The sequence below is a fragment of the Phaeobacter sp. 11ANDIMAR09 genome (assembly GCF_001294455.1).
Lineage (GTDB): Bacteria > Pseudomonadota > Alphaproteobacteria > Rhodobacterales > Rhodobacteraceae > Pseudophaeobacter.
Genome location: NZ_LIKT01000020.1, coordinates 32,856 through 56,221, shown reverse-complemented (window position 1 = coordinate 56,221; position 23,366 = coordinate 32,856). Strand labels below are relative to the sequence as shown.

Below are 23,366 nucleotides of genomic sequence, written 5' to 3'. Positions count from 1 at the left end.
TCGCAAGTTGAACCTACGATTTTTGTTAACCTTCAGAGACCTCAGCCTCGTCCAGCTTGCCCCCCAGGGCCACAATCACTTGCGTTGCCCGTTCTTTCAAGTCCGCAGTGACGCCTGCATCCTCAACAATTGCCTTCAGGCGGTCAATTGCCGCATCCACGTCACCCGCTTCAACATCCAACAGCGCCATCTGCTCTGAGGCCAGCAACGAAAGCGGCGCCCCCGGCTGGGCCAGAGCCTCAAACTGCAGGCGCCGTTCTTCAATGCTCAGGCTGTCCTGTTGCAACCCCAGAGCCTTGAAACTGGCGATATGGCGATAGATCAAAGGCAGCTCAGCGTTGAGCGCAACCTCTTGAAGCCGCGCGACCGCATCCTCTGGCTTGTCGGTCTCTGCCAAGGCACCAGCCTGCAGCATGGCCAGAATGGCGCTGCCACCCGCTGTCTCGGTGGAAATTGCCGCAAGCGCATCTGCACGTCCGGCGTCATCATCCGAAGACAGCGCCGCAATCATCTCGTCCCCGAGTTTTTGCGAGGCCGCGAGTTGCTTGGATTTGTTGTATTCATTGAATGCCGCACCGCCGACGATCAGCACAACCGCCAGGCCGCCGATCCAGCCATAGCGTTTCAGCATCAAAAACAAACGGTCGCGGCGCACCTCTTCCGTGACTTCTTCGATAAAGCTGTCCGTGTCGCTCATGGTATCTGCCCCTGAAGTGCCACCCCTGCCCGATTTGCAGTGGGTGACGTTTTTCCTCTTTTGCCCCTCATATCCTGCCTGTTGCATCAAGCCAAGGGCTGCATTGCAGGGGAAATTTCGCGAAACCTATACTTTTTTCTAATATTTTCGAGCTGAACTGTTCCGTTTAGTATGGACAATACTTAGATCGCAACTATCAATTCGCTTCAGATCTGGCGGGATCTCCGGTGTGTTTGGTCACCTGCGTTTACCAAGCGAAAATGCATTTGAAAGGCCTGAGATGAAACTGATCCCCCTGATAACTGCCATTCTGGTATCCCTTGGCCTGTATTTCCTGGTCATCGACCGCGAGACACTGCTGGCCTTTGCCCGTGGTGAAGAGGTCCAGGAAATCCAGGACACAGAGGCCGCATCTGCTTCAGCCGCTCCGTTAGAGAGCGGCGCACTTGTGGCGGAAAACCGCGTTGGTGTGGTTGCCCTACACAGCCAGGCACAGGAATTTGACCGCGCTGTTGTTCTGCGCGGCATGACCCAGGCGGTGCGTCAGGTGACGCTGCGCGCCGAGACCTCTTCCACCGTTATCTCAGAACCACTGCGCAAAGGAATTCAGGTGAGCAAGGGCGATGTACTGTGTCGACTTGATCCCGGCACCCGCCCGGCCACCCTGCTTGAAGCCAAGGCGCGGCTCATCGAAGCCCGCGCCAACATCCCCGTTTCAGAAGCGCGCCTGGATGAGGCCAACGCAAAACTGGGTGAGGCCATGATCAATCTCACTGCCGCCGAAAAACTCTCAGAAGGCGGCTATGCCTCTGAGACGCGTTTGGCGGCCACCAAGGCAGAAGAGCGCGCAGCCGTTGCTGGCGTCGCCAGCGCCAAAGGCGGGCTGGAAACCGCCAAGGCTGGTATCGAATCCGCCCTAGCGGCCGTGGGGGCGGCGGAAAAGGAACTTGAACACCTGACCATTCTCGCGCCCTTTGACGGGTTGCTGGAAAGCGATAGCGCCGAACTGGGGAGCCTGGTTCTGCCCGGTGATGCCTGCGCCACCGTCATTCAGCTCGACACCATAAAGGTTGTGGGCTTTGTACCGGAAACCCAGGTCAACCGCGTCAGCCTGGGCGCGCCTGCCCGGGCCGAACTGGCGACAGGTGATCAGGTTGAGGGTCTGGTGAGCTTTGTCAGCCGCTCGGCTGATCAGGCGACCCGGACTTTTGAAGTGGAAATCACCGTTGCCAATCCAGACCTCGCCATCCGTGACGGCCAGACCGCCGATATCGCCATTGCCGCGCCGGGGGCGACCGCACACAAACTGCCCCAGTCCGCGCTCACCCTGAACAAGGATGGCCAGCTTGGCGTCAGAATCGTCAATGAGGACCAGACGGCTGGCTTTGTTGCGGTAGATCTGTTGCGCGACGAGGTTGATGGTATCTGGGTGGACGGGCTGCCGGAACAGGCTGACGTCATCATCACCGGGCAGGATTTTGTCACCAGTGGCGTCGCAGTAGCGCCCAGCTATCAGAATGAGGCAAACCAATGATCGGCATTGTCTCCTGGGCGGCTGAACGCGCCCGAATGGTCATCGCCTTTATCCTGATCTCGATCCTGGTGGGGGGCTTTGCCTATTCCAGCCTTCCCAAGGAAGGTGAACCCGATATCGACATCCCGATGCTTTTTGTCTCTGTGGAATTCCCGGGCATTTCTGCGGTGGACAGTGAATCCCTGCTGGTCAAGCCGATGGAAACCGAAATGGTGGACCTGGACGGGTTGGACAAGATGACCGCCACCGCCGCGGAAAACTACGCGGGCATCCTGCTGGAGTTCGACTTTGGCTGGGACAAGAGCGCCACCATCGCGGATGTGCGCGACGCCATGAACACGGCGCAGGCGGATTTTCCCAGCGGTGCTGAACAATACAGCATCACCGAGATCAACTTCTCGGAATTTCCCATCGTCATTATCAATCTCACAGGCGCCGTGCCGGAACGCACCATGGCTCGTATCGCCAAGGACCTGCAGGACGATATCGAAGCGCTGGATGCGGTGCTGGAGGCCGGGATTGCCGGCAATCGCGATGAGATGGTTGAGGTTGTCATCGACCCCCTGCGTCTGGAATCCTATAACATCACCGCCGTTGAGCTGATCAATGTGGTGCAAAACAACAACCAGCTGATTGCGGCGGGTGAGGTCGAAACCGAACAGGGCACCTTTTCGGTCAAAATCCCCTCCTCCTTTGATGATGTAAACGACATCTACGCATTGCCCATCAAAACCAATGGCGACCGGATCGTCACCCTGGGTGAGCTGGCCGAGATCAACTATACCTTTGAAGATCGCATTGGCACCGCCCGGTTTGAAGGCGAAGACACCGTTGCCCTGCAGGTGGTCAAGCGCAAGGGCTACAACCTGATCGATACCGTTGATTTGGTGAAAGAGGTGCTGGCCAAGGCCCAGACCAAATGGCCGGAAGAACTGAAAGCCACCGTGACCCTTGGCACCTCCAACGACCAAAGCCGGGTTGTCGGCTCCATGGTTGGCCAGCTGGAGGGCTCGGTTCTGACCGCTGTGGCTCTGGTGATGATCGTTGTTCTGGCCTCGCTGGGCAGTCGCGCGGCGCTTTTGGTCGGTTTTGCCATCCCAACCTCCTTCCTTTTGTGTTTTGCCTTCCTCGCCCTGATGGGCGTATCGATCTCCAACATCGTGATGTTCGGCTTGATCCTGGCTGTGGGGATGCTGGTGGATGGCGCCATTGTGGTGGTGGAATATGCCGACAAGCGCATAAAAGAGGGCACCGGCCCAATGCATGCCTATGTCGAGGCCGCTCAGCGGATGTTCTGGCCCATCGTGTCCTCCACCGCGACCACGCTCTGTGCCTTTTTGCCGATGCTGTTCTGGCCCGGCGTGCCGGGAGAGTTCATGGGCATGCTGCCGGTCACATTGATCTTTGTGCTGTCGGCGTCCCTGGTGGTTGCCCTGGTCTATCTGCCCGTCATGGGTGGGCTGTCCGGCCGCATGAGTCGCCTGTTTGAGGGCACTTCTGGTTGGCTGCGCCGGGTCTTTCCCTGGTGGCTGCGCGCCATCATGGTGCCGCCTGCCCTGTGGGGAATATTCGCCGGTGCCATGCAGATGCTGAACCCGGGCTATCTGTTGCCCGAAGGCACCTCGGCGAACCTGGGGACTGCCTTTGGCGGGCTGGTCTTTATCCTGGCGGCCTTTGCGGCCTCCATCACGCTGGGGGCGACAAAATTCCAACGTCGCGAACACCGCGTCGAGGCGGGGTATCATCACACGGCCTTTGGCTATGTAATCAAATTCATCACCGGCAACCCGGTGATGCCCATCGTGGCGCTGCTTGTTGTCGCCTTTGGCATTGCAACGGTCTTTAAGGCCTTTGGCGAAAACAACTATGGCGTCGAATTCTTTGTCTCAACCGAGCCGGAACAGGCCACCGCCTATGTCCGGGCCCGCGGCAACATCAGCCTGGCCGAAAAAGACGAGATGGTGCGCCAGACCGAAGAGGTCATCATGGCGCATCCAGCCGTTGTCAATGCCTTCTCCTTTGCCGGTGAAGGTGGCTTGAGCACCGGCGGGCCCTCGGCAGATTCCTCGCCCGCGGATACCATTGGTCAGGTCCAGTTCGAGATCATCCCCTGGGAGGATCGTCCAACGCAGACCGAAACCTGGTTCTTTGGTCTGCTCACCCGCGAAGTCACAGCAACGCTCTATGATGGCAATACCGTGCTGGATGAGCTGACGGCGGAAACCTCCAAGATCCCCGGCATCGCTGTCGAGGTCAAAGCGCTGGAACAGGGGCCAGGCTCTGGCAAACCCCTGCATCTGCGCGTTCGCGGCGACAACTGGGAGGCGCTGACCACCTCGGCCCAGGCCGCCCGTGCCCGCTTTGATGCCACCCCCGGCCTGACTCTCACCGAAGACAGTCTGCCCCTGCCCGGTATCGACTGGCAGATCGACGTGGATGTCGAAAAAGCTGGCCGTTACGGCGCAGATGTCGCCACGGTTGGCGGGATGGTGCAGCTGGTGACCCGTGGCATCCTGCTGGACACCATGCGTGTTGACAGCTCTGACGAAGAGATCGAAATCCGTGTCCGCCTTCCCGATGAAGACCGGGTACTGGCCACGCTGGATACGCTCAAGGTCCGCACCACCGATGGGCTGGTGCCCCTGTCCAACTTCATCTCCCGTAAGCCCGTGCCCAAACTGGCCGAGATCAACCGGGTTGATCAGGAGCGCTATTACGATGTCAAAGCCGATGTTGAACCCGGGCTGAGCAGTGTCCTGGTGCCACAGGACGACGGCGAGGCTCTGGTCACCCTCGGTCTGATCAAAGCCATTCCTGATGGGCTCACCCCTAGGGGTGAGATTGTTACCGATGCCAATGGCACCGAATACACTCTCTATGAGCTGGTTGAGGCTGAGACCACGCAAGCGCTGCAAGAAGCGCTGACCGACGGGGCTAAGATCGCGCCGGTAAATGCCACTGAACGCATCGGCGAAATCACCAAATGGCTGGAAACAGATCCGTTGGATCCCCGGGTAACCTGGGAATGGACCGGTGATCAGGACGAACAGGCCGAATCTGGCGCCTTCCTGTCCAAGGCCTTTGCTGGGGCCTTGGCCTTGATGTTCGTGATCCTACTGGCGCAGTTCAACTCCTTCTACAATTCGGTTCTGGTGTTGCTCGCCGTGGTTTTGTCGACCACGGGTGTGCTGATCGGCATGATGGTGATGCAGCAGCCCTTCTCGATTATCATGACAGGCACCGGGATTGTGGCGCTGGCGGGGATTGTGGTGAACAACAATATTGTTCTGATCGATACCTATCAGGAGTTCAGCCAAAAAATGCCCCGGATCGAGGCGATCATTCGCACCGCCGAGGCGCGGATTCGTCCGGTGTTGCTGACCACCGTCACCACCATGGCGGGGCTTGCGCCAATGATGTTCGGCATCAGCCTCGATTTCATTGATGGCGGCTATTCCATCGACAGCCCAACGGCACTGTGGTGGAAGCAGCTGGCCACGGCCGTGGTCTTTGGGCTGGGCATTGCTACTGTGCTGACGCTGGTGGTGACCCCCTCGCTGCTGGCCATCCGTGTGTGGCTTTCCACCTATATGAGCTGGATGGGACGCCTGCTGGCCCGGATCAGCGGTGGCCGTTCCAGCCGGATTGCCAAGGACATGCGCCTGGCCAAAAAGGCCCGAAAACTCGCCACCAGCGAGATCCTCTGGGATGATCTGATTGGGTCGGGGTCGCAAGCGAGCGCCAAACCCGAGGCAGGCACCGAAGAGGCTTTGGCAAAGCCGGGCGCTGGTGCTCTGCGGGCAGCGGAGTAGGTCCTCGGACCAAAGCTGCCGGGGTCACGTCCTGTCAAAACATAAGCGAAACGCTGCCAGATCCAATCTGGCAGCGTTTTTCATAGGGGCAATTGCCTCTGTTTTGACCTCATTATTTTACGATTTCTTAGAACGGCAGCGTGATTATCCAAAACAGTCACATTTGCTTCAAATAGGGAATTCTAAAACTTGCTGAAAAACCCAATGCCAGAAACGGCAGGCATCCAGCCCCAAGGCGCGGCAGAGGCAGAACGCCTTGTGCAGCGTGCAAAATCCGAACCTCTCGTCGACGGCGGTCTCAAGACCTCACACCTGCTGTCTGCGGCCCTCTCCCATGATCCGCACCACCATGCGGCCCAGGTGTTTCAGGAACGCCTGCATCAGATGTTTGTGCCCCGCTGGCACTTTCCGATGCTCGCAGATACCGCACGCAACCAGGCCTATGCCAAGGCCATTGCAGCCAAGGTGACCCCCGGAGATGTGGTGCTAGATATCGGCTGCGGCGCCGGTCTGACGGCAATGCTGGCGGCACGGGCGGGGGCAAAACATGTCTATACCTGCGAGCAGCAGCCCCTGATCGCCCAGGCCGCACGGCAAGTGATCACGGACAACGGTCTTGCCGACCGCATCACCGTTTTGCAGAAGTGGTCGCATGAAATTGTGATTGGCGAGGACATTCCCGAGCCCGCAGATCTGGTCCTGTCAGAGATCGTCGACACCGTCTTGCTCGGCGAAGGCGCGCTGGCCACGCTAAGCCACGCCATGGCGCATCTGGCCAAACCCAATGCCCGCACGATCCCGGAACGTGGGGTGCTAAAGGCGCAACTGGTTCAAAGCCAGAGGCTTGTGGATCAATGGCAGCCCCAGCAGGCGGAGGGCTTTGACCTCACAGCCTTTAACCAGCTTGCCAATGTGGCACAGATCACGCCTGGTGACTTTTCCACCTGCCAGATGCGGCCCCTAGGGGGCCCAACAGATCTGTTCCGGTTTGACTTTGCCAAGCCAGACATCACCCCCGGCGCAATCACCACGCAGTTGCCCTGCACCGAGCCCGGCACCCTGCACGCGGTTCTGGTCAGTTTTGAGATGGAGTTGGCGCCCGGCATCCTGGTCAGCAACGATCTGCACTCCGGCGGTCATTGGGGGCGTACTGCCTATCTGCTGCAGAGGCCTACAGCGGCGCAGCCGGGAGATCAGATGACCATCACCGCCCAGCATGACGCCTCCCATCTGAGCCTTTGTGCACATGAGGAAGAGTTCAGCGCGACGCGCGTCCCTGCCGCCACCATCTGGGTGAACCAAGCCTGGAGTCAGCCACATCAGATGGTCAAGGCGCCTGCCCCGCAGGTCAATGCCCCATGGCATCCGACTGTGGCTATGCCTGTGGAGCACCAGGTCTCTCCGGTTCACTGACCTGTGCAGACTGGAAAAGACATGAGCTGCGACCCTTCCTCCGGTATCTGCGGGGGAAGGGCCGCATTTTTGATGCAAGCGCTACCAAGTCAAACCATCACGCAGCAGTCTGATCATCCGCCTGCTGTCGATGCCACAGATGCGCATAGCGGCCTTCGCGGGCCAGCAGCGCCTCGTGATTGCCCTGCTCCACCACTTCGCCCTGTTCCAGAACCACAATCAAATCGGCCTCGGCCACAGTCGACAGCCGATGGGCAATAGTCACAACTGTACGCCCCTCTGCGGCCCGCTCCAGCGCGTCCTTGATCTCTTGTTCGGTCTCAGTATCCAACGCCGATGTTGCCTCGTCCAACAACAGGATCGGTGGGTTCTTCAATAGGGTACGGGCAATCCCCACCCGTTGCTTTTCCCCACCTGAGAGTTTTAGCCCACGTTCGCCAACCTGGGTGTCATAGCCTTCGGGCAGGCTGACGATGAAATCATGGATCTGCGCATCGCGGGCCGCCTGTTCGACCTCAGCCGTACTGGCACCATCGCGGCCATAGGCAATGTTGTAACGGATGGTATCGTTGAACAGCACCGTGTCCTGTGGCACCACGCCGATGGCGGCATGCAGGCTCTCCTGGCTGACTTGGCGCACATCCTGCCCATCAATGGTCAGCGCGCCGCCAGTCACGTCATAAAAGCGAAACAGTAGCCGCCCGATTGTGGATTTCCCGGATCCCGTAGAACCAACAATCGCCACCGTCTGGCCAGCCCCCGCCACCAGATCGACGCCTTTCAGGATCTCGCGGTCGCTGTCATAGCCAAAGCGCACGTCTTTGAGCCGGATCTCGCCGCCCGTGACCTTCAGCTCAGAGGCATCCTTGGCATCAGCCACATCGGCGGGCTGCTCCAGCAGGTCAAACATCTCGCCCATATCCACCAGGCTTTGGCGGATTTCGCGGTAGACCGTGCCCAGGAAATTCAGCGGCACGGTGATCTGGATCATATAGGCGTTGACCATAACAAAATCACCGACCGTCAATTCGCCATTTTGCACCCCGATCGCCGCCATCACCATCACGGCAATCAACCCAGCGGTAATGAACAGGCTTTGGCCAAAGTTCAAAAATGCCAGCGAATAGGCGGTCTTCAGGGCAGCCTTGGCATAGGCGCGCATGGCCCCGTCATAGCGGTCTGCCTCACGCTTTTCGGCTCCGAAATACTTGACTGTTTCATAGTTCAGCAGACTGTCGATGGCCTTTTGATTGGCATCAGTATCCTGTTTGTTCATCTCGCGGCGCAGCTTTACCCGCCATTCGGTGATGGCAAAGGTGAACCAAATATAGAGCCCGATGGTCCCCCCCACCGCCAACAGATACCAGGCGTCAAACAGCACCGTCAGGATCACCGCGACCAAGAGCAGCTCGAGTACCAGAGGGCCAATGGAGAACAGCAAAAAGCGCAACAAGAACTCAACGCCTTTGACGCCACGCTCGATGATCCGTGACAGTCCCCCGGTCTTGCGCGTGATGTGATAGCGCATCGACAAGCGATGAATATGGGTAAAGGTCTCCAGCGCCAGATGGCGCAGGGCGCGCTGCCCCACCGGGGCAAAGATCACATCCCGAAGCTGCTGAAACCCGGTGGTAAAGATCCGCGCTACGCCATAGGCGATGGTCAGGCCAACAGCCCCCAAGGCCAGCGGTGGCACGCCTTCGGCCGCCAGACTGTCCACCGCGCCCTTGTACAGCACAGGTGTGTAGACGGCGATCAGCTTCGCCAGAACCAACACCGCAATGGCCAAAACCACCCGCTGTTTGACCCATAGATGCCTGCTTGGCCACAGATATGGCCCCATCCGGCGCAGGGTTCGCAGGCCGGACCGACGCTCGTCGCTGGCGATAGATGTTTCTGCTGGGGGCATGGGGCGTGCTTTCCTGGCTCAATGCATGACAAATAGGGACTGGCAGGTGTCGCCGCCAGGGGTGCAGCAAAAAACGCGCCCCAAGAGGGCGCGTCTTGCGTCAGGTTTCTCTGGTTATTCCGGCAAGGCAAAAACCTGGCCTGGATAGATCAGATCCGGGTCGCGGATGGCATCCTGATTGGCTTCAAAAACCCGTACAAACAGGAACCCGCTGCCGTAGCGCTGTTGCGAAATCGCCCAGAGCGTATCGCCCTCCTGTACGGTGACAGCGCGCACCAATGGAGCGGCCTCGCCTGTCGCACCTTCGGAAACTGGCGGCTGCAGGACCTCAGGAGCCTCGCGTTTGAAAGGCGTTTCCAACCGGCTCAGAACCTTGCCCGCCGCATCGACCTCATCCAGGCGCAGGGTGTAAACACCCGGCTCAACAGCCTCCAGACGACCGCCCCAGCTGCCATTCTCCTGAGCGGTAAACTGCGCTGCCGGCGCATTGTCCAGATAAACCAGGACACCAGAGGCAGCGCCAGCCCGGCCCGCCAATTGCACCTCGCCCCTGTCGGAATAACTGATGGTGTCCAGCACCACCTTGCCCTGGGGCTTTTGCGCGACGGGCTGCACCAGGGTGACCCCGTCAGCATCGGCGCGCAACACCGCAACCTGCGCAGGTTGCGGCTGCGGCGCTGGTTGGGTCACGACCTCAGTTGTGTCTTCGGCAGGTCCCGGGCTGGTGGCCATCGGTTCAGCCCTTGCAGTTGCGGTATCCGCTGCTGCCCCTGCCTCGGGGGAAGTCACCGCAGTCGCGGGCTCTGTGGGCTCAGGTGCATCCGTCGCGACACCTTCGGGTGCCTTGGCTACAAGCGTATCCTGTTCAGCATCAGAAGTATCGAGAGCGGTTTCGGCCATCGCAGATGCCACAGTTGCGGCACCTTCGCCCTCCGTTTCAGCCTGAACCGAAGCGCGTTCTTCACGGTCATCAGACGCGGCCTCGGTTGACGGCACCGTTCCCTCGGCCAGGTCTTGCGCTTCGGACTGCACGATCTCCTCAGAGAGCGGCTGCTCGGGTGCCGATGTTTCCTCCGGCGCGGAGGCAACAACAGATGCAGCAGGCAGCGGGCTGGCCGGCGCGACGATAAAGCTGCTGTCGGACAGCCGCTCTTGGCCCTGGGCACTGGCGCGCAGCGAAATCACTCGCGGTTGGCTGCTAGGCGGCAGATCGGCAAAGGCGACAAAATCCCCGCCTGGCTGGACCTCTGCCTGCTCGACAACTTCGCCGTCCACCAGGATCTCGACCAGAAGCCCCTCGGTGGCGCGACCTGCGATCACTGTTTCGCCACTGGGCCCAACCCGCACCAGGTCAAGCAGTGGCGCATCAAACAATGCCACCTCTGCCCCGTCTTCCAAATCGGCAGAGGTCTGCCCCACAGCGCTGCTGTCTTGGGGGGAAACATCTGTGGCCTCAGCGGCAGCGCCCTGGGCGACAGAGGCGTCAGTATCTAAACTGGTGACACTGTCTGTACTGTCATTCTCTGCAGTTTCGCCTGTTTCGGCTGTTTCGGTGCCCCCCGCAGAGGCCGCGTTCTCGGCCCCGGCAGCAGCCGGTGCATCCGCTTCGTTGTCCGCGCGCACCTCTTCCTGTGAGGTCTCGGCAGCTTCGACCTGATCCATTTCCTGAGAGGCAATCTCCGAGCTTGGCTCCGGCGCAACGGCTTCGGCTTCCAAAACAGTGGGCGCAGCCACGACAGGGTCGGGTTGCTGCGACACCCCTTCGATCACCACCGGCGGTGTCGCCGAGGGAGAAATAGCAACCGAATTGGCAGCCTCATCCCGTGGAACAGGCGCATTGCCACCGCCATTGAACAGGCCAAGCCAGGCCATGGTTGCTCCGCCAACCACGACAACCGCCGCAACAGCCCCTCCCAGAGCCAATCCGCTCAGCCCACCTGTCTCACCTGTGCCCGCCATCTTCTTCCTTCCTTCAGTGCCAATGGGTTTCTTGTTGAAACCACGTCATGCACCTGGTTGAGGCAGCCTATCAATCACGCTATCTAGGGTCAAAACACCAGTTTAGTTTCCCCTTGAAATCTCAGCGAAAGGCCCACTCATGCGTATCAAATCGGTCTGTGTGTATTGCGGATCCCGTTCTGGGGCAATGCCCGCCTACGAAAGCGCCGCCGAAAGCCTGGGGGTGATGCTTGCAACACGCGGATTACGTCTGGTCTATGGTGCCGGAGATGTGGGTTTGATGGGGGTTGTGGCCCGCGCGGCTCAGGGCGCGGGCGGTGAAACCTTTGGCGTCATCCCCGAGCATCTGGTGAAGCGCGAGGTGGGCAAAAGCGATCTTACCACCTATGTCGTCACCGAGACCATGCATGAGCGCAAGAAAGTCATGCTGTATAATGCCGATGCGGTGGTGGTGCTGCCGGGGGGACCGGGCTCGCTGGATGAGCTGTTCGAGGCGCTGACCTGGCGTCAATTGGGGCTACATAGCAAACCCATCGTGATCCTGAACGTGGCGGGATATTGGGACAAGCTGCGCGCCCTGGTGGAGCACATGCTGGAACAGGGCTTCGCCGAAGACACATTGCGCGACTACCTCATCTGGGCCGAGACGCCAGAGCAAGTGATGGAAATCCTGAGCGCCTGATATCAGGCATTGGTGGCCTTGGCGGCAGCGCGTGCTTGTCTCACCTCCTGGCGTGACCGGTGGAGCGCGCCAAGGGAAAAGATGATGACCGCGCCCCAGATCAGGGCAAAGGCCATGCTATGCCACTGGGTGAAGAGCTCTCCAAAAATCAGTGTTGCGACAAGAGCTTGTAGCGTTGGGTTAATGTATTGTAAAACGCCAACGCTGCCCAATGCCACGCGCCGGGCCGCATAGCTGAACAGGATCAGCGGCATCCCGGTCAAGGGACCAGAGAGCATCAAAAACCCTGCATCCAGCGCATTGCCCTGAAAACCGCCCCCCCCTGTGAGCACAATCACCACTAGGGCGATTGGCAGCAGTAGCAAGACTTCGGCGGTGACCGAGACAACAGGGCCAATGTCGAGCCCCTTTTTGACCACGCCGTAAATGGCAAAGCTGCAACCAATCACCAGGGCAATCCAAGGTGCCACCCCCAGGCCATAGGTCAAAACCACAACTGCCAGAGACGCCAGGGCAATCGCCAGGCCCTGCGATGGGCTGAGCCGTTCCGCAAAGATCAGGCGCCCCAAAACCACGCTGACCAAGGGAAAGATGTAATAGCCCAACGAGGCCTCGGTCGCGCGTCCGATCTGCACAGAGGTGATAAAGATAAACCAGTTCAGAGAGATCATCGCTGTCGCCAGCATCAGCACCCGTACCTGCCGCCACTCTGACAGCACCGTTGTCAGCAGCGCCAAGCGTCCCTGCAGAGCCAGAACACAGGCAAAAAACACTGCGGACCACAGAACACGATGAGACAGAACCTGTTCGGGAGGGATATGGGCCAGCAGTTTATAGAAAATCCCGGACAGCCCCCAGACCGTGCAGGCCAGAATCATCGCCGCCACACCCTTGGTGGTCTCGGTCATGGTTTCTGTTCCAAAAGTCACCTGTTCCCATTGCGCACGTTGCGGCCAGCAAAACCAACAACGCCCGGCCAAAAGGCCGGGCGTTGTCGTTAATTCATCAGGCGGTAGGGCTTAGCCCAGACGCGAAGCAACGTTTTCCCAGTTCACCAAGTTGTCGAGGAAGTTCGACAGGTAGGCAGGGCGTTTGTTGCGGAAATCAATGTAGTAGGAGTGCTCCCAAACGTCACAGCCCAGCAGGGCGGTCTGGCCAAAGCACAGCGGGTTCACACCGTTTTCGGTCTTGGTCACAGCCAGCGAACCGTCAGCGTTCTTTACCAACCAAGCCCAGCCGGAGCCAAACTGACCAGCGCCAGCTGCAGAAAACTGAGACTTGAACTCGTCAACCGAGCCGAAGCTTTCGACCAGAGCCTTCTCCAGCTCGCCTGGCATGGTGTAATCGCCGGGGCCCATCATTTCCCAGAACTGGTTGTGGTTCCACAGCTGTGAGATGTTGTTGAAGATGCCGTTCTGCGCCACCGAAGAGGCGTCATAGGTGCCCTTGATGATCTCTTCCAGCGATTTGCCGTCCCACTCGGTGCCGGCGATCAGCTTGTTGCCGTTGTCGACATAGGCTTTGTGGTGCAGATCGTGGTGGTATTCCAGAGTTTCTGCCGACATGCCCTTGGCGGCCAGCGCGTCATGTGCATAAGGAAGATCGGGAAGTTCAAAAGCCATGATGGACCCCTGTAAATTTATTGTTGCGTTCCTGTGCAGATACATGCGGCTCAGGCGGCAGCAGGTCAAGGGCCAAGACACGAAAACCCCGCATGTCTTATGTGCAAAAATGAGGAAATTCGAGATGATCGCACAGAAGGTCACCAAGACCTGGACCGCCGCGCGCAAGATGTTTTACCGCGCCCGGGGCTATTATCTGGGCTCGCTCAATGGCATTCCCTTTCGTCTCGACCCCTATCACTCCAAATTCTGGCGCAAGGCCTCTGCAGGATCCTGGGAGCCGGAAACCTTTGCCGTTCTGGATGCCCATCTGGACCGGGATCACGACTACCTGGATATCGGCGCCTGGATTGGCCCCACCGTTCTTTATGGTGCGGCCAAGGCACGCCGGGTCTATTGCTTTGAGCCCGACCCGGTGGCTTTTCGCCATCTGGCCTGGAACCTGGAACTGAACGCGGTGAACAACGTCTCGGCCTTCTCCGTGGCGCTCAGCCAAGGCGTTGGGCTTGCTCGTATGGCCTCCTTTGGTGGCGAGGCCGGCGACAGCATGACCAGCCTGCTCAATGATGGCGAACACGGCTCTGACGTGATCACCCTGGGCTGGGAAGATTTTGCAAGCTCCGCCAACCTGAGCCGGGTGTCCCTGGTCAAAATGGACATTGAGGGCGCTGAATTTGACGTGCTTCCCAGCCTTCTTCCCTGGCTGAAAGAACACCGCCCAGCCCTGTACCTGTCCACCCATGCGCCGTTTCTGGATTCCGAAACGCGTAAACAGCGCATGCAGGAACTGGCCGACAGCCTGTCCTTTTACAACACCTGCCTCGAGGACAATGGCCGGGCCTCTGGCTTTGACACCCTCACGCAAGAGCGCGCACTGACCCAATTTCCAACCTTTTTGTTCAAAGGTTGATTTCAGCGTCAGGAGAGACCCAATGTCCCGCCGTGAAAAAAGGCATCTCGGTTCACGGTCTATATCTCATGTTGCGTGGATCAAACAGTGCTTGGACCAAAATCGCCCCCTCTCCGTTCCGGATGCTGCGTAGGCCTCCAACACAGAGATCTAGGGAATTGAACCGTCGATGCGAATACAAGTCCCTGCCCCGCGCGGCGAAAGGGTGCCAGGCATTGTTTCCGTCAAAACCTGCAGCGAAACCTTCAGGTTCCCCAGGTTCAAAACCGCCCTGTAGCGATCACTGCTCAGTTCAGTGGCTTTGGCCATGAGGGCCCGGCTCGGGGTCCAGTCCAGGAGATAAGAGCTATCGCTGCGCCGTTTCATCACCGCGGGTGCCGGTCCCCCCTCCTCCGAGGCACGAATACGCGCCATCTCATGCCCTTCCAAAAACTGCACCAAGACCCGCGCTGGGATCCAGCCGGATTTAGTCACAGGTTCTAATGAGCAACTGAATGTCTCTGCCACAGCGATATTGGCGCCGAATATAAAAACACACGCAGGCAACAAACTGTTAAAATACCAAGCCATTCCGCTCTCAGGACCACCTACGCAACATAAAAACCTGCCCGAACCCTCCAGGAAACGCGAGGGAGGCAAGTTTGACAAAATCCACCAGGGGTTGTTTACCACACCGCTTAGTTTCACAAAAGTGAAAAAATAGGTGATTTCCCTTAGGAAACAGCGCGTTTCTCTCAGGGGCAACTGCCTTTCCAGCCCAAAGAACCCTATGTCCTGTTAGTGCGTCCCTTTTCCTAAAATCTCTGGGGAAGTGGCTTGCTCTAGATCACCGGCGGCCCTGCAAAAAAGCGCAAACAAAAAGGGTGCCCCCAAAGAAAATTGAGGGCACCCTAGATTTACTTTTCTGCATTTTGTTCAGCACCTGCCCCTAGGCAGTGTAAACCCCAACCGCGGATTGAGGATGTGCCGAAGCTGACAAGAGATTGAACATATAGGCGCCAACCGAGCGGAAGCAGACCACGCGGAAGCTGCCGTCCTTTTGCAACCAAAAGGCCGCGGCCACCTGGGCTGTCCGGCTGCGGCGGAAGTCCCCAGGCTTGAAGGCCTCAGCCGACAGATCCACCGGTGCGATCTTGGCCAGGGTCTCGCGGGCGCCCTCTCCTGCAATGCTAAGGAAGGAGCGCGCATCCGACACATTGGCGGCCAGGGCGTGCTCGCCCTTCAGCGCCTCTGCCAGTTCCGCAGTCTTGGCCACGGCCTGCTCATAAGGAACCAGCAGCAGCAGCTCATCCGGTGACATCCAGGCGGCAGCGCCGTTGTCAGAAATCTCGATCTTGCGCTGCGCAGGCACCGCGGCCCCGGTGGCGGCCTTAACGGCCGCCTGCAGAACCGAAGAGGAAAGATCGCCGCGCAGGGTGATCATCCCCTGCAGCCCGGCATCTGCGACAGTGGCAATGCCCGCAAACTGGGCGCCATTGGTTGCGGTGACAGGATTAGACATTCTGCTTCTCCCCTTCCTTATCGTAGAAGACCGGGTCAACGATCTTGGCCTTATAGATGGTGCCATCGGTCCCGGGGAACTCGATCACTTCGCCCATGCGTTTTGGCCCGTGTTTAACCAGACCCATGGCAATACCACGGCCCAGCGTCGCCGAATAATAGGTCGAGGTCACCCGGCCAATCACGTTCTGCTGGCCGTTAGCATTGACGCCATTGCCACGTGCATAGGCGCCATCGGGCAGCACTGAGCCATCGGTGGTTTCCAGACCCACCAGTTTCCAGCGGTCCGGATCGGCCATATGCGAGCGCAGATGGGCGCGTTTGCCCAGATAGTCTTCCTTCTTTTTGGACAGGGCCCACTGCAGGTTGAGATCCTGCGGAATTACAGTCCCGTCGGTCTCATCCCCAATCATAATGAAGCCTTTTTCGGCCCGCAGAATGTGCAGAGTTTCAGTGCCATAGGGCATGACATTGAACTCTTTACCCGCTTCCATCAGCGCATCCCAAAAGGCCTGGCCTTCCGAAGCCGCAACCGCGATCTCGTAGGACAGCTCCCCCGAGAAGGAGATCCGATAGGCGCGCGCATCAAAGCCGCCGATCTGACCGTCACGCCACTCCATAAAGGGCAGCGCGTCTTTGCCGAGGTCCATGCCGCCACCGGCCTGTGCGTTGAGCTTTTCCAGCACCTTGCGGGCCTTGGGGCCAACTACGGCAACCTGCGCATATTGCTCGGTCACATTGGCGACATAGACTTTCCAGTCCCACCATTCGGTCTGCAGCCATTCTTCCATATGGGCGTGGATGCTTTCGGCACCGCCCGTGGTGGTGTGGCACAGCCAGGTGTCCTCGTCGATGCGGGCAACAACACCATCATCGGACAAAAAGCCATTCTCGCTGCACATCAAGCCATAGCGGCATTTGCCGATTTTCAGGGTCGACATCATGTTGGTGTACATCATGTCGAGGAACTTGCCCGCATCCGGGCCCTTGACGATCAGCTTACCCAGGGTCGAGGCATCGAGCAGCCCGAGATTTTCGCGGGTGTTCTTCACTTCGCGGTTCACCGCGTCATGACGGCTCTCGCCGCTGCGGGTATAGGCAAAGGGACGGCGCCACTGGCCAACCGGTTCCCAATCCGCGCCATTGGCATCGTTCCAGTCGTAGATCGGCGTCTTGCGCACGGGCTGGAAGATTTCACCGCGCGCCTCGCCGCCAATCGCACCCATGGAAATGGGGTGATAGGGCGGACGGAAGGTGGTGGTGCCAACCTGCGGAATTTCCGAATTCAGACTGTCCGCAAGGATCGCCAGACCGTTGATATTGGAGAGTTTCCCCTGATCGGTCGCCATGCCCAATGTGGTATAGCGCTTGGTGTGCTCAACGCTTTCATAGCCTTCACGGGCCGCCAGCTGCACATCCGAGACCTTGACGTCGTTCTGATAATCCAGCCAGGACTTCATCCGCAGCTTGATATCTGCCTTGGCAGGCATCAGCCAGACCGCTTCCATCGCGGTCTCGGCCTCCGACACGCCTTTGGCAGAAGCCACGGCTTTGGCGGGGAAACCAGCGGCCTCAGCCGCCTGTGAACCTGCCGCAGCTGCATCCTCGAGCACAGCCCCGAGACCCAGATTGCCATTGGCAGCGCCGGTGGCAATCACAAAGCCTGTTCCATTGTCGCCCAGTGGAGGACGGGCGGGATCGGGGCGGAAGAAGGCATGCTCCTTGTCCCAGTTCAGCTTGCCGCCGCAGTGCGACCACAGGTGGACAACAGGCGACCAGCCGCCGGACATGGCAACCGCATCGGCCTCGACCTCTTCCTGAGCTCCGCCTTCGCCATTTTGGGCACAGATGGCGACCTTGGTGACACGGGGCCCATCCTTGACCTTGGCAATGGCGCGGCCCAGCTCAACCCGGATACCTTTTTCGCGCACCGCTTCCATCAGAGCACCGCCGCCGGTTTCGCGGGCATCCACCACGCGGACCACTTCGACACCCGCCTCATGCAGCGCCAGGGCGGTGCGATAGGCATCGTCATTGTTGGTGGCAACCACGACCTTTTGGCCAGGGGTTACGCCCCAGTTCACCACATAGTCGCGCATTGCGGCCGCCAGCATCACGCCGGGCACATCGTTGCCAGCAAAGGAGAGCGGACGCTCAATCGCACCGGTTGCGGTGACGATCTGTTTCGTACGGATCCGCCACAGACGATGACGCGGACCACCCTGGCCTGGTGCGTGATCTGTCAGGCGCTCATAGCCCAGAACATAGCCGTGGTCATAGACACCCGAGGCCATGCAACGATCACGCAGAGTGACGTTGTTCATGCCGCGCAGCGCGTCCAGGGTCTTTTCAATCCAGACCTCAGGCTCTTCACCGTCGATGGTGCCGCCATCCACCGACGCACGACCACCCCAGTGCTTGTTTTCTTCCAGCACCAGAACCTTGGCACCGCTCTCGGCAGCAGCCTTGGCCGCTTGCAGACCAGCCACACCGCCACCGATCACCACAACGTCAGCAAAGAAGTAGAAGTGTTCGTAGGTGTCAGGATCCTTCAGCTCATTGTCCGGCGCTTCGCCCAGACCGGCGGATTTGCGGATAATCGGCTCGTAGACGTGTTTCCACAGCGGGCGCGGATGGATGAACATCTTGTAGTAGAACCCAGCCGTCAGGAACCGGCTCAGCTTGTTGTTGATCGACAGAACGTCGAATTCCAGGCTGGGCCAGTGGTTCTGCGATTTGGCGGTCAGGCCGGAAAACAGCTCGGTGGTGGTGGCGCGCTGGTTGGGCTCGTAGCGATCGCCCGAGCCCAGCTGCATCAGCGCATTGGGCTCTTCCGAGCCTGCCGCAACGACGCCACGGGGGCGGTGATATTTAAACGAGCGGCCCATCATCATCTGATCATTGGCCAGCAGGGCCGAGGCCAGGCTGTCACCGGCATAGCCCTGCATGCGCTTGCCGTTAAAGGTAAAGTCGATCTGTTTGGACCGGTCAATCAGCCGGCCCTGTTTGGCGAGACGCGTGCTCATGTGCTCAGACCTTTCAAAGTAAAGGCGAAGGTTTCAAAGTGGCGGATCATTCGGAAGCATCCGAGAATTCGCGCCAGCTCCAGCCGGGGCGTTTGGCGGTGATCTTGTCCTTGATCTCCTGCGGCGGCTCATAGGTCTGCGCCGAATAGGTGCCAAAGACCTCCATGGTCATGGTGCAGCGCGCGGCATGAAACCACTTGCCGCAGCCATTGGAATGGCGCCAGCGTTCAAAATGCACGCCCTTGGGGTTTTCGCGCATAAACAGGTAATCGTGGAACTGGTCATCGTCCGAGCCAGGGCCATAGCGCTTCAGATGCGCTTCGCCACCGGCGCCCAGTTCGGTTTCTTCGGCTTTGACGCCGCAATAGGGGCATTCAAGGATTAGCATTTGCTCCATCCACTTCCATTTATCCAACAGTGGAAGATATCCCCATATCCCCACTGTAAAGTCGCGACAGTCAACAATATGACTTCAGTAGAATAGACACGGTAAATCAGCCGATTTTCCACATGTGTCATAATCAAAGTCAAACTCTGACGTTCTGAGTTATCTGAGACCCAACGCATCGCCCCTTTTGAAGGGGCCAAGCGCCTCAAAAAGCTCACTTTCGATCCAGAGAACGTTAGTTCCTCCAAACCACTAGGTTCATTTATCAAAGATACTATCCCAGACACGGTCAGGCGCGAAAATCCGAACAGCAACACCAGAATAGCTACCCACAAAGACCCAAGACGTTGAAATGAATCTGCGGTCCAAAAATCGAGCACAAGAAAGTTAACAACCCAAAAGGTAACGTTGACAATGTTCATCCCCCACACCATCGGGCGGGTTAGAGTTTTGGCAATTTCCTTTTGGTCAAAGACAGTCATCAGTGCGCCACACCGGCAGCAACGCTCTCGTCGATGAACTTGCCTTCTTTGAAGCGATCTATCGTGAACTCTTCGGTCAGCGGCGAATGACCCGTGGCCATCAGCTCTGCCATGGCCCAGCCAGATCCCGGGATCGATTTGAACCCCCCGGTGCCCCAACCACAGTTGATAAAGCAGTTGCCCACGGGCGTTTTCGAGATCAGCGGCGAACGATCACCGGTCACATCCACGATCCCGCCCCACTGACGCAGCATCTTCAGACGGCTGACCATCGGGAAGGTCTCAACCAGGGCGCGCACGGTTTCCTCGATATGATGGAAAGAGCCACGCTGGGTGTAGTTGTTGGCCGCATCCGTGCCGCCACCGATAACCATCTCGCCCTTGTCGGACTGAGACATATAGCCGTGCACCGTATTGGCCATGACAACCACATCCATGCAGGGCTTGATCGGCTCTGAAACCAGCGCCTGCAGGGCAACAGATTCCATTGGCAGGCGGAAGCCGGCCATTTCAGAGAGATGCGAGGCATTGCCCGCAACAACCATGCCCATCTTGTCGCAGTCGATCGGACCTTTGGAGGTCTCAACACCCGCAACGCGGCCGTTTTCAACCCGCACACCGGTGACTTCGCATTTCTGGATGATGTCCATGCCCATGTCGGAACAGGCGCGGGCATAGCCCCAGGCCACGGCATCGTGACGGGCGGTGCCGCCGCGTTCCTGCCACAGCCCCCCCAGAACGGGGTAGCGGGGGCCGTGCAGGTTGATGATCGGGACGATCTCTTTCACCCGCTCGGGGCTGATCCATTCGGTCTGCACACCCTGCAATGCATTGGCGTGCGCAGTCCGTTTGTAGCCGCGGATCTCATGCTCGGTCTGCGCCAGCATGATGACGCCACGGGGGCTGAACATCACGTTGTAGTTCAGATCCTGAGACATTGTCTCATAGAGGCTGCGGGCCTTTTCATAGATCGCAGCCGAAGGATCCTGCAGATAGTTCGAGCGAATAATGGTGGTGTTACGACCGGTATTGCCGCCGCCCAACCAGCCTTTTTCGATAATCGCGACATTGGTAATGCCGTAATTCTTGCCAAGGTAATAGGCAGTGGCCAGACCATGGCCGCCTGCCCCCACGATGATCACATCGTAATGGCGTTTCGGTTCCGGCGAGCGCCATGCGCGCTCCCATCCGGTATGATAGCGCAGGGCTTCCCGCGCGACAGCAAAGGCTGAATAGCGTTTCATGGGCGAATCCGATTGGTTCGAGACTGTAAACAGGTATGCCTCAGAGGGCACCGCATCCGACGCCGTTTATCGTCGCATTTTTGCATTCTTGCGACATGCGCCCCGTCTCACCGCAGTTGGACAGGAGCGCGCAGCTGCCCAGTTAGGTCTTTTTTCCCGAGCGCTGCCCCTGTAGACGGGTTCCAGCGGCGACCCAGCCCAATATATGTGACCTGAGAGGCAGCGTAACCATGGTATTCTGGATCCTGATTTCCTTTGTGGCTTTGGCAATGACAGCCCTGTTGGGACTTGTTCTGCTGCGCGCCCATACAGTAGGAGAGCCCCCAGCGGCCTATGATCTGCGCGTTTATCGCCAACAATTGAGCGATGTCGACAAGGATTTGCAGCGCGGCGTCATCAATCAATCCGATGCACAACGCATCCGAACCGAGGTGTCACGCCGCATTCTGGCGGCTGACGCCCAGTTGCAAAAACAAAGCTCCGGCAGCACGCAACCAAAAACCGTAAGCCGCCTGACCGTAGCTCTGACAGCCGCATTGTTGATCGGTGGCACGCTGATACTCTATCGTCTTCTGGGCGCCCCGGGATATGTCGATATGAGTCTGGCCTCGCGCATTCAGGCGGCAGAAATCTATGCCCAGACCCGGCCCGATCAGGCAGAAGCCGAAAGCAAAGCCCCAGCCCCGCCCAACCCTGAATTTGAACCCGGCTACACCGATCTGGTGGCGCAGCTGCGCCAAACTGCAGGTGAGCGCCCCAATGATGCCCAGGGACAGGCGCTATTGGCCCAACATGAGGCCAATCTCGGCAATTTCATCGCGGCCTACAAAGCAAAAGAAAACTACATTCGCATTATGAGCGGCGATCTGGAGGCACAAGACTACGGCGAACTGGCGGAGCTGATGATCATGGCGGCTGGCGGCTATGTCTCACCGGAAGCCGAAGCGCTGCTGGATGACACCCTTGGTCTGGACCCACAAAATGGCCCGGCCCGCTACTACTACGGATTGTTGCAGGGGCAACTCAACCGCCCTGATATCGCCTATAGGGTCTGGGCGGACACCCTCCGCCAAGGCCCCAAGGGCGCGCCCTGGATCAACGGGATCGAGGCCCAGATCGAAGAAATGGCATTCCGTGCCGGGGTTGACTACAGCCCGATCACGCCCCCCGCAGCCCCTGATGCCGCGGCCCCCGTACTGGCCGGCCCCAGTGCCGAAGATCTATCTGCAGCCCAGGAGATGAGCCCGCAAGACCGTCAGGAGATGATCCAAGGCATGGTGGCGCGCCTGTCCGATCGCCTGGCCACCGAAGGCGGCACGGCACCGGAATGGGCGCAGTTGATCGGCGCACTGGGCGTTTTGGGGCAAACAGATCGCGCCAAGGCCATCTATGCCGAAGCAAAGACCCGTTTTGCAGAGGATAACGAGGCCTTGGCAGGTCTTAAAGCCGCAGCACAGCAGGCAGGGCTGACCCCATGATCTATGACGCATTCGAAGAGTTTGCAGCGGCAGCGCCTGGCTTCACCGCGCTGGCGGGGTTGGATTTTGGCGACAAGACCATCGGCATTGCCATTTCGGACCGTATGGGAACCGTTGCAACACCGCTGGAAACCATCCGGCGCAAAAAGTTCACTCTGGACGCCGAGCGCCTGTTTGAAATCGTCAAATCCCGCGAGGTCGGCGGTCTGGTCCTGGGCCTGCCGCGCAATATGGATGGCTCCGAGGGCCCGCGCTGCCAAAAGACTCGCGCCTTTGCCCGCAACCTGGCCAAGCTGACCGAGTTGCCGATTGGCTTTTGGGACGAACGCCTGAGCACCGTTGCCGCCGAAAGGGCGCTATTAGAGGCAGATACGTCACGCAAACGTCGCGCAGAGGTTATCGATCATGTCGCCGCTTCCTATATCCTGCAGGGAGCACTGGATCGTATGAGGCATCTGAAGAATGACTAAGAGCACCGGCAAGGACGTTTGGCAGCGGGATGAAATTCAGTCTCCCTGTATCAATATCTGCGTGGTCCACCCCGAGGCCCGCATCTGCACCGGCTGCTACCGCTCGATTGACGAGATCACCAGCTGGTCCAAGATGTCCAACGATGAGCGTGCCGATGTAATGGCAGACCTGCCGGGGCGTGCCAGCACCCTGACCAAGCGGCGCGGTGGCCGTGCCGCGCGGCTCAAACGCTAGCCCTC

The 23,366-nt window shown here is 59.0% G+C and carries 19 protein-coding genes; 8 read left to right on the top strand and 11 right to left on the bottom strand.

The annotated features are described in order from the left end of the window. Nucleotides 1–25 precede the first annotated feature (25 nt). Entirely contained in the window at nt 26–697 is a 672-nt protein-coding gene (locus tag AN476_RS16045) for a hypothetical protein (RefSeq protein WP_054462613.1), read from the bottom strand. A 280-nt stretch (nt 698–977) separates the two neighbouring features. Between AN476_RS16045 and AN476_RS16040 the strand changes: the two genes are divergently transcribed. The 3 genes from AN476_RS16040 to AN476_RS16030 all read left to right on the top strand — a co-directional run bounded on the left by AN476_RS16040 (nt 978) and on the right by AN476_RS16030 (nt 7,456). Then, complete coding sequence (locus AN476_RS16040) at nt 978–2,231, top strand: efflux RND transporter periplasmic adaptor subunit (protein ID WP_054462612.1); 1,254 nt, start codon at nt 978–980, stop codon at nt 2,229–2,231. Next, nucleotides 2,228–6,043: an efflux RND transporter permease subunit gene (locus AN476_RS16035; protein ID WP_054462611.1), complete on the top strand. Its 3,816-nt coding sequence runs from the start codon at nt 2,228–2,230 to the stop codon at nt 6,041–6,043. Before AN476_RS16040 ends, AN476_RS16035 begins: the two co-directional genes overlap by 4 nt. Nucleotides 6,044–6,247: 204 nt before the next feature. Further along, nucleotides 6,248–7,456: a 50S ribosomal protein L11 methyltransferase gene (locus AN476_RS16030; RefSeq protein ID WP_054462610.1), complete on the top strand. Its 1,209-nt coding sequence runs from the start codon at nt 6,248–6,250 to the stop codon at nt 7,454–7,456. 97 nt (nt 7,457–7,553) lie between these two features. Here the strand turns inward: AN476_RS16030 and AN476_RS16025 are convergent, their stop codons facing one another. Together AN476_RS16025 and AN476_RS16020 are read right to left on the bottom strand one after the other, a co-directional pair. Next, nucleotides 7,554–9,365: an ABC transporter ATP-binding protein/permease gene (locus tag AN476_RS16025; protein ID WP_054462609.1), complete on the bottom strand. Its 1,812-nt coding sequence runs from the start codon at nt 9,363–9,365 to the stop codon at nt 7,554–7,556. Between the two features lie 114 nt (nt 9,366–9,479). Beyond that, complete coding sequence (locus tag AN476_RS16020; RefSeq protein WP_054462608.1) at nt 9,480–11,324, bottom strand: LysM peptidoglycan-binding domain-containing protein; 1,845 nt, start codon at nt 11,322–11,324, stop codon at nt 9,480–9,482. Nucleotides 11,325–11,463: 139 nt separating this feature from the next. On the opposite strand from AN476_RS16020, the gene AN476_RS16015 reads away from it, so the two are divergent. After that, nucleotides 11,464–12,006: a TIGR00730 family Rossman fold protein gene (locus tag AN476_RS16015; RefSeq protein WP_054462607.1), complete on the top strand. Its 543-nt coding sequence runs from the start codon at nt 11,464–11,466 to the stop codon at nt 12,004–12,006. 2 nt (nt 12,007–12,008) lie between these two features. Here the strand turns inward: AN476_RS16015 and rarD are convergent, their stop codons facing one another. Both rarD and AN476_RS16005 read right to left on the bottom strand, forming a co-directional pair. Further along, nucleotides 12,009–12,914 carry an EamA family transporter RarD gene (rarD, locus tag AN476_RS16010; RefSeq protein ID WP_054462606.1) on the bottom strand — a complete coding sequence of 302 codons (906 nt, stop codon included), beginning with the start codon at nt 12,912–12,914 and terminating at the stop codon, nt 12,009–12,011. Nucleotides 12,915–13,025: 111 nt separating this feature from the next. Then, nucleotides 13,026–13,628 carry a superoxide dismutase gene (locus tag AN476_RS16005; RefSeq protein ID WP_054462605.1) on the bottom strand — a complete coding sequence of 201 codons (603 nt, stop codon included), beginning with the start codon at nt 13,626–13,628 and terminating at the stop codon, nt 13,026–13,028. A 124-nt stretch (nt 13,629–13,752) separates the two neighbouring features. Here AN476_RS16005 and AN476_RS16000 point away from each other — a divergent pair, with 124 nt between their 5' ends. Next, the gene (locus tag AN476_RS16000) at nt 13,753–14,538 is read left to right on the top strand and encodes an FkbM family methyltransferase (RefSeq protein ID WP_253279917.1); all 786 of its coding nucleotides are present in this window, start codon (nt 13,753–13,755) and stop codon (nt 14,536–14,538) included. A 150-nt stretch (nt 14,539–14,688) separates the two neighbouring features. Here the strand turns inward: AN476_RS16000 and AN476_RS15995 are convergent, their stop codons facing one another. The 6 genes from AN476_RS15995 to AN476_RS15970 all read right to left on the bottom strand — a co-directional run bounded on the left by AN476_RS15995 (nt 14,689) and on the right by AN476_RS15970 (nt 21,178). Further along, nucleotides 14,689–14,952: a hypothetical protein gene (locus AN476_RS15995; protein WP_054462604.1), complete on the bottom strand. Its 264-nt coding sequence runs from the start codon at nt 14,950–14,952 to the stop codon at nt 14,689–14,691. Between the two features lie 514 nt (nt 14,953–15,466). Further along, on the bottom strand, nt 15,467–16,039 hold the full coding sequence (locus tag AN476_RS15990; protein WP_054462603.1) for a sarcosine oxidase subunit gamma: 573 nt from the start codon (nt 16,037–16,039) through the stop codon (nt 15,467–15,469). Next, nucleotides 16,032–19,064, bottom strand: coding sequence for a sarcosine oxidase subunit alpha family protein (locus AN476_RS15985; RefSeq protein ID WP_054462602.1), 3,033 nt, complete (start codon nt 19,062–19,064; stop codon nt 16,032–16,034). Before AN476_RS15985 ends, AN476_RS15990 begins: the two co-directional genes overlap by 8 nt. A 46-nt stretch (nt 19,065–19,110) precedes the next feature. Then, nucleotides 19,111–19,452, bottom strand: coding sequence for a sarcosine oxidase subunit delta (locus tag AN476_RS15980; RefSeq protein ID WP_054462601.1), 342 nt, complete (start codon nt 19,450–19,452; stop codon nt 19,111–19,113). Beyond that, nucleotides 19,446–19,934 carry a hypothetical protein gene (locus tag AN476_RS15975; protein ID WP_054462600.1) on the bottom strand — a complete coding sequence of 163 codons (489 nt, stop codon included), beginning with the start codon at nt 19,932–19,934 and terminating at the stop codon, nt 19,446–19,448. Before AN476_RS15975 ends, AN476_RS15980 begins: the two co-directional genes overlap by 7 nt. Continuing rightward, nucleotides 19,934–21,178 (bottom strand): sarcosine oxidase subunit beta family protein, encoded by a 1,245-nt coding sequence (locus tag AN476_RS15970; RefSeq protein WP_054462599.1) that lies wholly within the window; start codon nt 21,176–21,178, stop codon nt 19,934–19,936. Before AN476_RS15970 ends, AN476_RS15975 begins: the two co-directional genes overlap by 1 nt. 230 nt (nt 21,179–21,408) lie before the next feature. Here AN476_RS15970 and ccmI point away from each other — a divergent pair, with 230 nt between their 5' ends. From ccmI to AN476_RS15955, 3 genes are read left to right on the top strand one after another with little or no spacing between them, the layout of a single operon-like run. Continuing rightward, nucleotides 21,409–22,656 (top strand): c-type cytochrome biogenesis protein CcmI, encoded by a 1,248-nt coding sequence (gene ccmI, locus AN476_RS15965; RefSeq protein ID WP_054462598.1) that lies wholly within the window; start codon nt 21,409–21,411, stop codon nt 22,654–22,656. Continuing rightward, nucleotides 22,653–23,126: a Holliday junction resolvase RuvX gene (gene ruvX, locus AN476_RS15960; protein WP_054462597.1), complete on the top strand. Its 474-nt coding sequence runs from the start codon at nt 22,653–22,655 to the stop codon at nt 23,124–23,126. The genes ccmI and ruvX overlap by 4 nt, the downstream gene beginning before the upstream one ends. Further along, nucleotides 23,119–23,361: a DUF1289 domain-containing protein gene (locus AN476_RS15955; protein WP_054462596.1), complete on the top strand. Its 243-nt coding sequence runs from the start codon at nt 23,119–23,121 to the stop codon at nt 23,359–23,361. Before ruvX ends, AN476_RS15955 begins: the two co-directional genes overlap by 8 nt. The last annotated feature ends 5 nt before the right edge of the window (nt 23,362–23,366 follow it).

Coding starts and splice junctions, on each gene's coding strand:
- ruvX (WP_054462597.1), top strand. CDS start 22,653: ATGATCTATGACGCATTCGAAGAGTTTGCAGCGGCAGCGCCTGGCTTC.
- AN476_RS15985 (WP_054462602.1), bottom strand. CDS start 19,064: ATGAGCACGCGTCTCGCCAAACAGGGCCGGCTGATTGACCGGTCCAAA.
- AN476_RS16045 (WP_054462613.1), bottom strand. CDS start 697: ATGAGCGACACGGACAGCTTTATCGAAGAAGTCACGGAAGAGGTGCGC.
- AN476_RS15975 (WP_054462600.1), bottom strand. CDS start 19,934: ATGACTGTCTTTGACCAAAAGGAAATTGCCAAAACTCTAACCCGCCCG.
- AN476_RS15970 (WP_054462599.1), bottom strand. CDS start 21,178: ATGAAACGCTATTCAGCCTTTGCTGTCGCGCGGGAAGCCCTGCGCTAT.
- AN476_RS15955 (WP_054462596.1), top strand. CDS start 23,119: ATGACTAAGAGCACCGGCAAGGACGTTTGGCAGCGGGATGAAATTCAG.
- AN476_RS16000 (WP_253279917.1), top strand. CDS start 13,753: ATGATCGCACAGAAGGTCACCAAGACCTGGACCGCCGCGCGCAAGATG.
- rarD (WP_054462606.1), bottom strand. CDS start 12,914: ATGACCGAGACCACCAAGGGTGTGGCGGCGATGATTCTGGCCTGCACG.
- AN476_RS16020 (WP_054462608.1), bottom strand. CDS start 11,324: ATGGCGGGCACAGGTGAGACAGGTGGGCTGAGCGGATTGGCTCTGGGA.
- AN476_RS16025 (WP_054462609.1), bottom strand. CDS start 9,365: ATGCCCCCAGCAGAAACATCTATCGCCAGCGACGAGCGTCGGTCCGGC.
- AN476_RS16035 (WP_054462611.1), top strand. CDS start 2,228: ATGATCGGCATTGTCTCCTGGGCGGCTGAACGCGCCCGAATGGTCATC.
- ccmI (WP_054462598.1), top strand. CDS start 21,409: ATGGTATTCTGGATCCTGATTTCCTTTGTGGCTTTGGCAATGACAGCC.
- AN476_RS15990 (WP_054462603.1), bottom strand. CDS start 16,039: ATGTCTAATCCTGTCACCGCAACCAATGGCGCCCAGTTTGCGGGCATT.
- AN476_RS16015 (WP_054462607.1), top strand. CDS start 11,464: ATGCGTATCAAATCGGTCTGTGTGTATTGCGGATCCCGTTCTGGGGCA.
- AN476_RS16030 (WP_054462610.1), top strand. CDS start 6,248: ATGCCAGAAACGGCAGGCATCCAGCCCCAAGGCGCGGCAGAGGCAGAA.
- AN476_RS15980 (WP_054462601.1), bottom strand. CDS start 19,452: ATGCTAATCCTTGAATGCCCCTATTGCGGCGTCAAAGCCGAAGAAACC.
- AN476_RS16005 (WP_054462605.1), bottom strand. CDS start 13,628: ATGGCTTTTGAACTTCCCGATCTTCCTTATGCACATGACGCGCTGGCC.
- AN476_RS15995 (WP_054462604.1), bottom strand. CDS start 14,952: ATGGCGCGTATTCGTGCCTCGGAGGAGGGGGGACCGGCACCCGCGGTG.
- AN476_RS16040 (WP_054462612.1), top strand. CDS start 978: ATGAAACTGATCCCCCTGATAACTGCCATTCTGGTATCCCTTGGCCTG.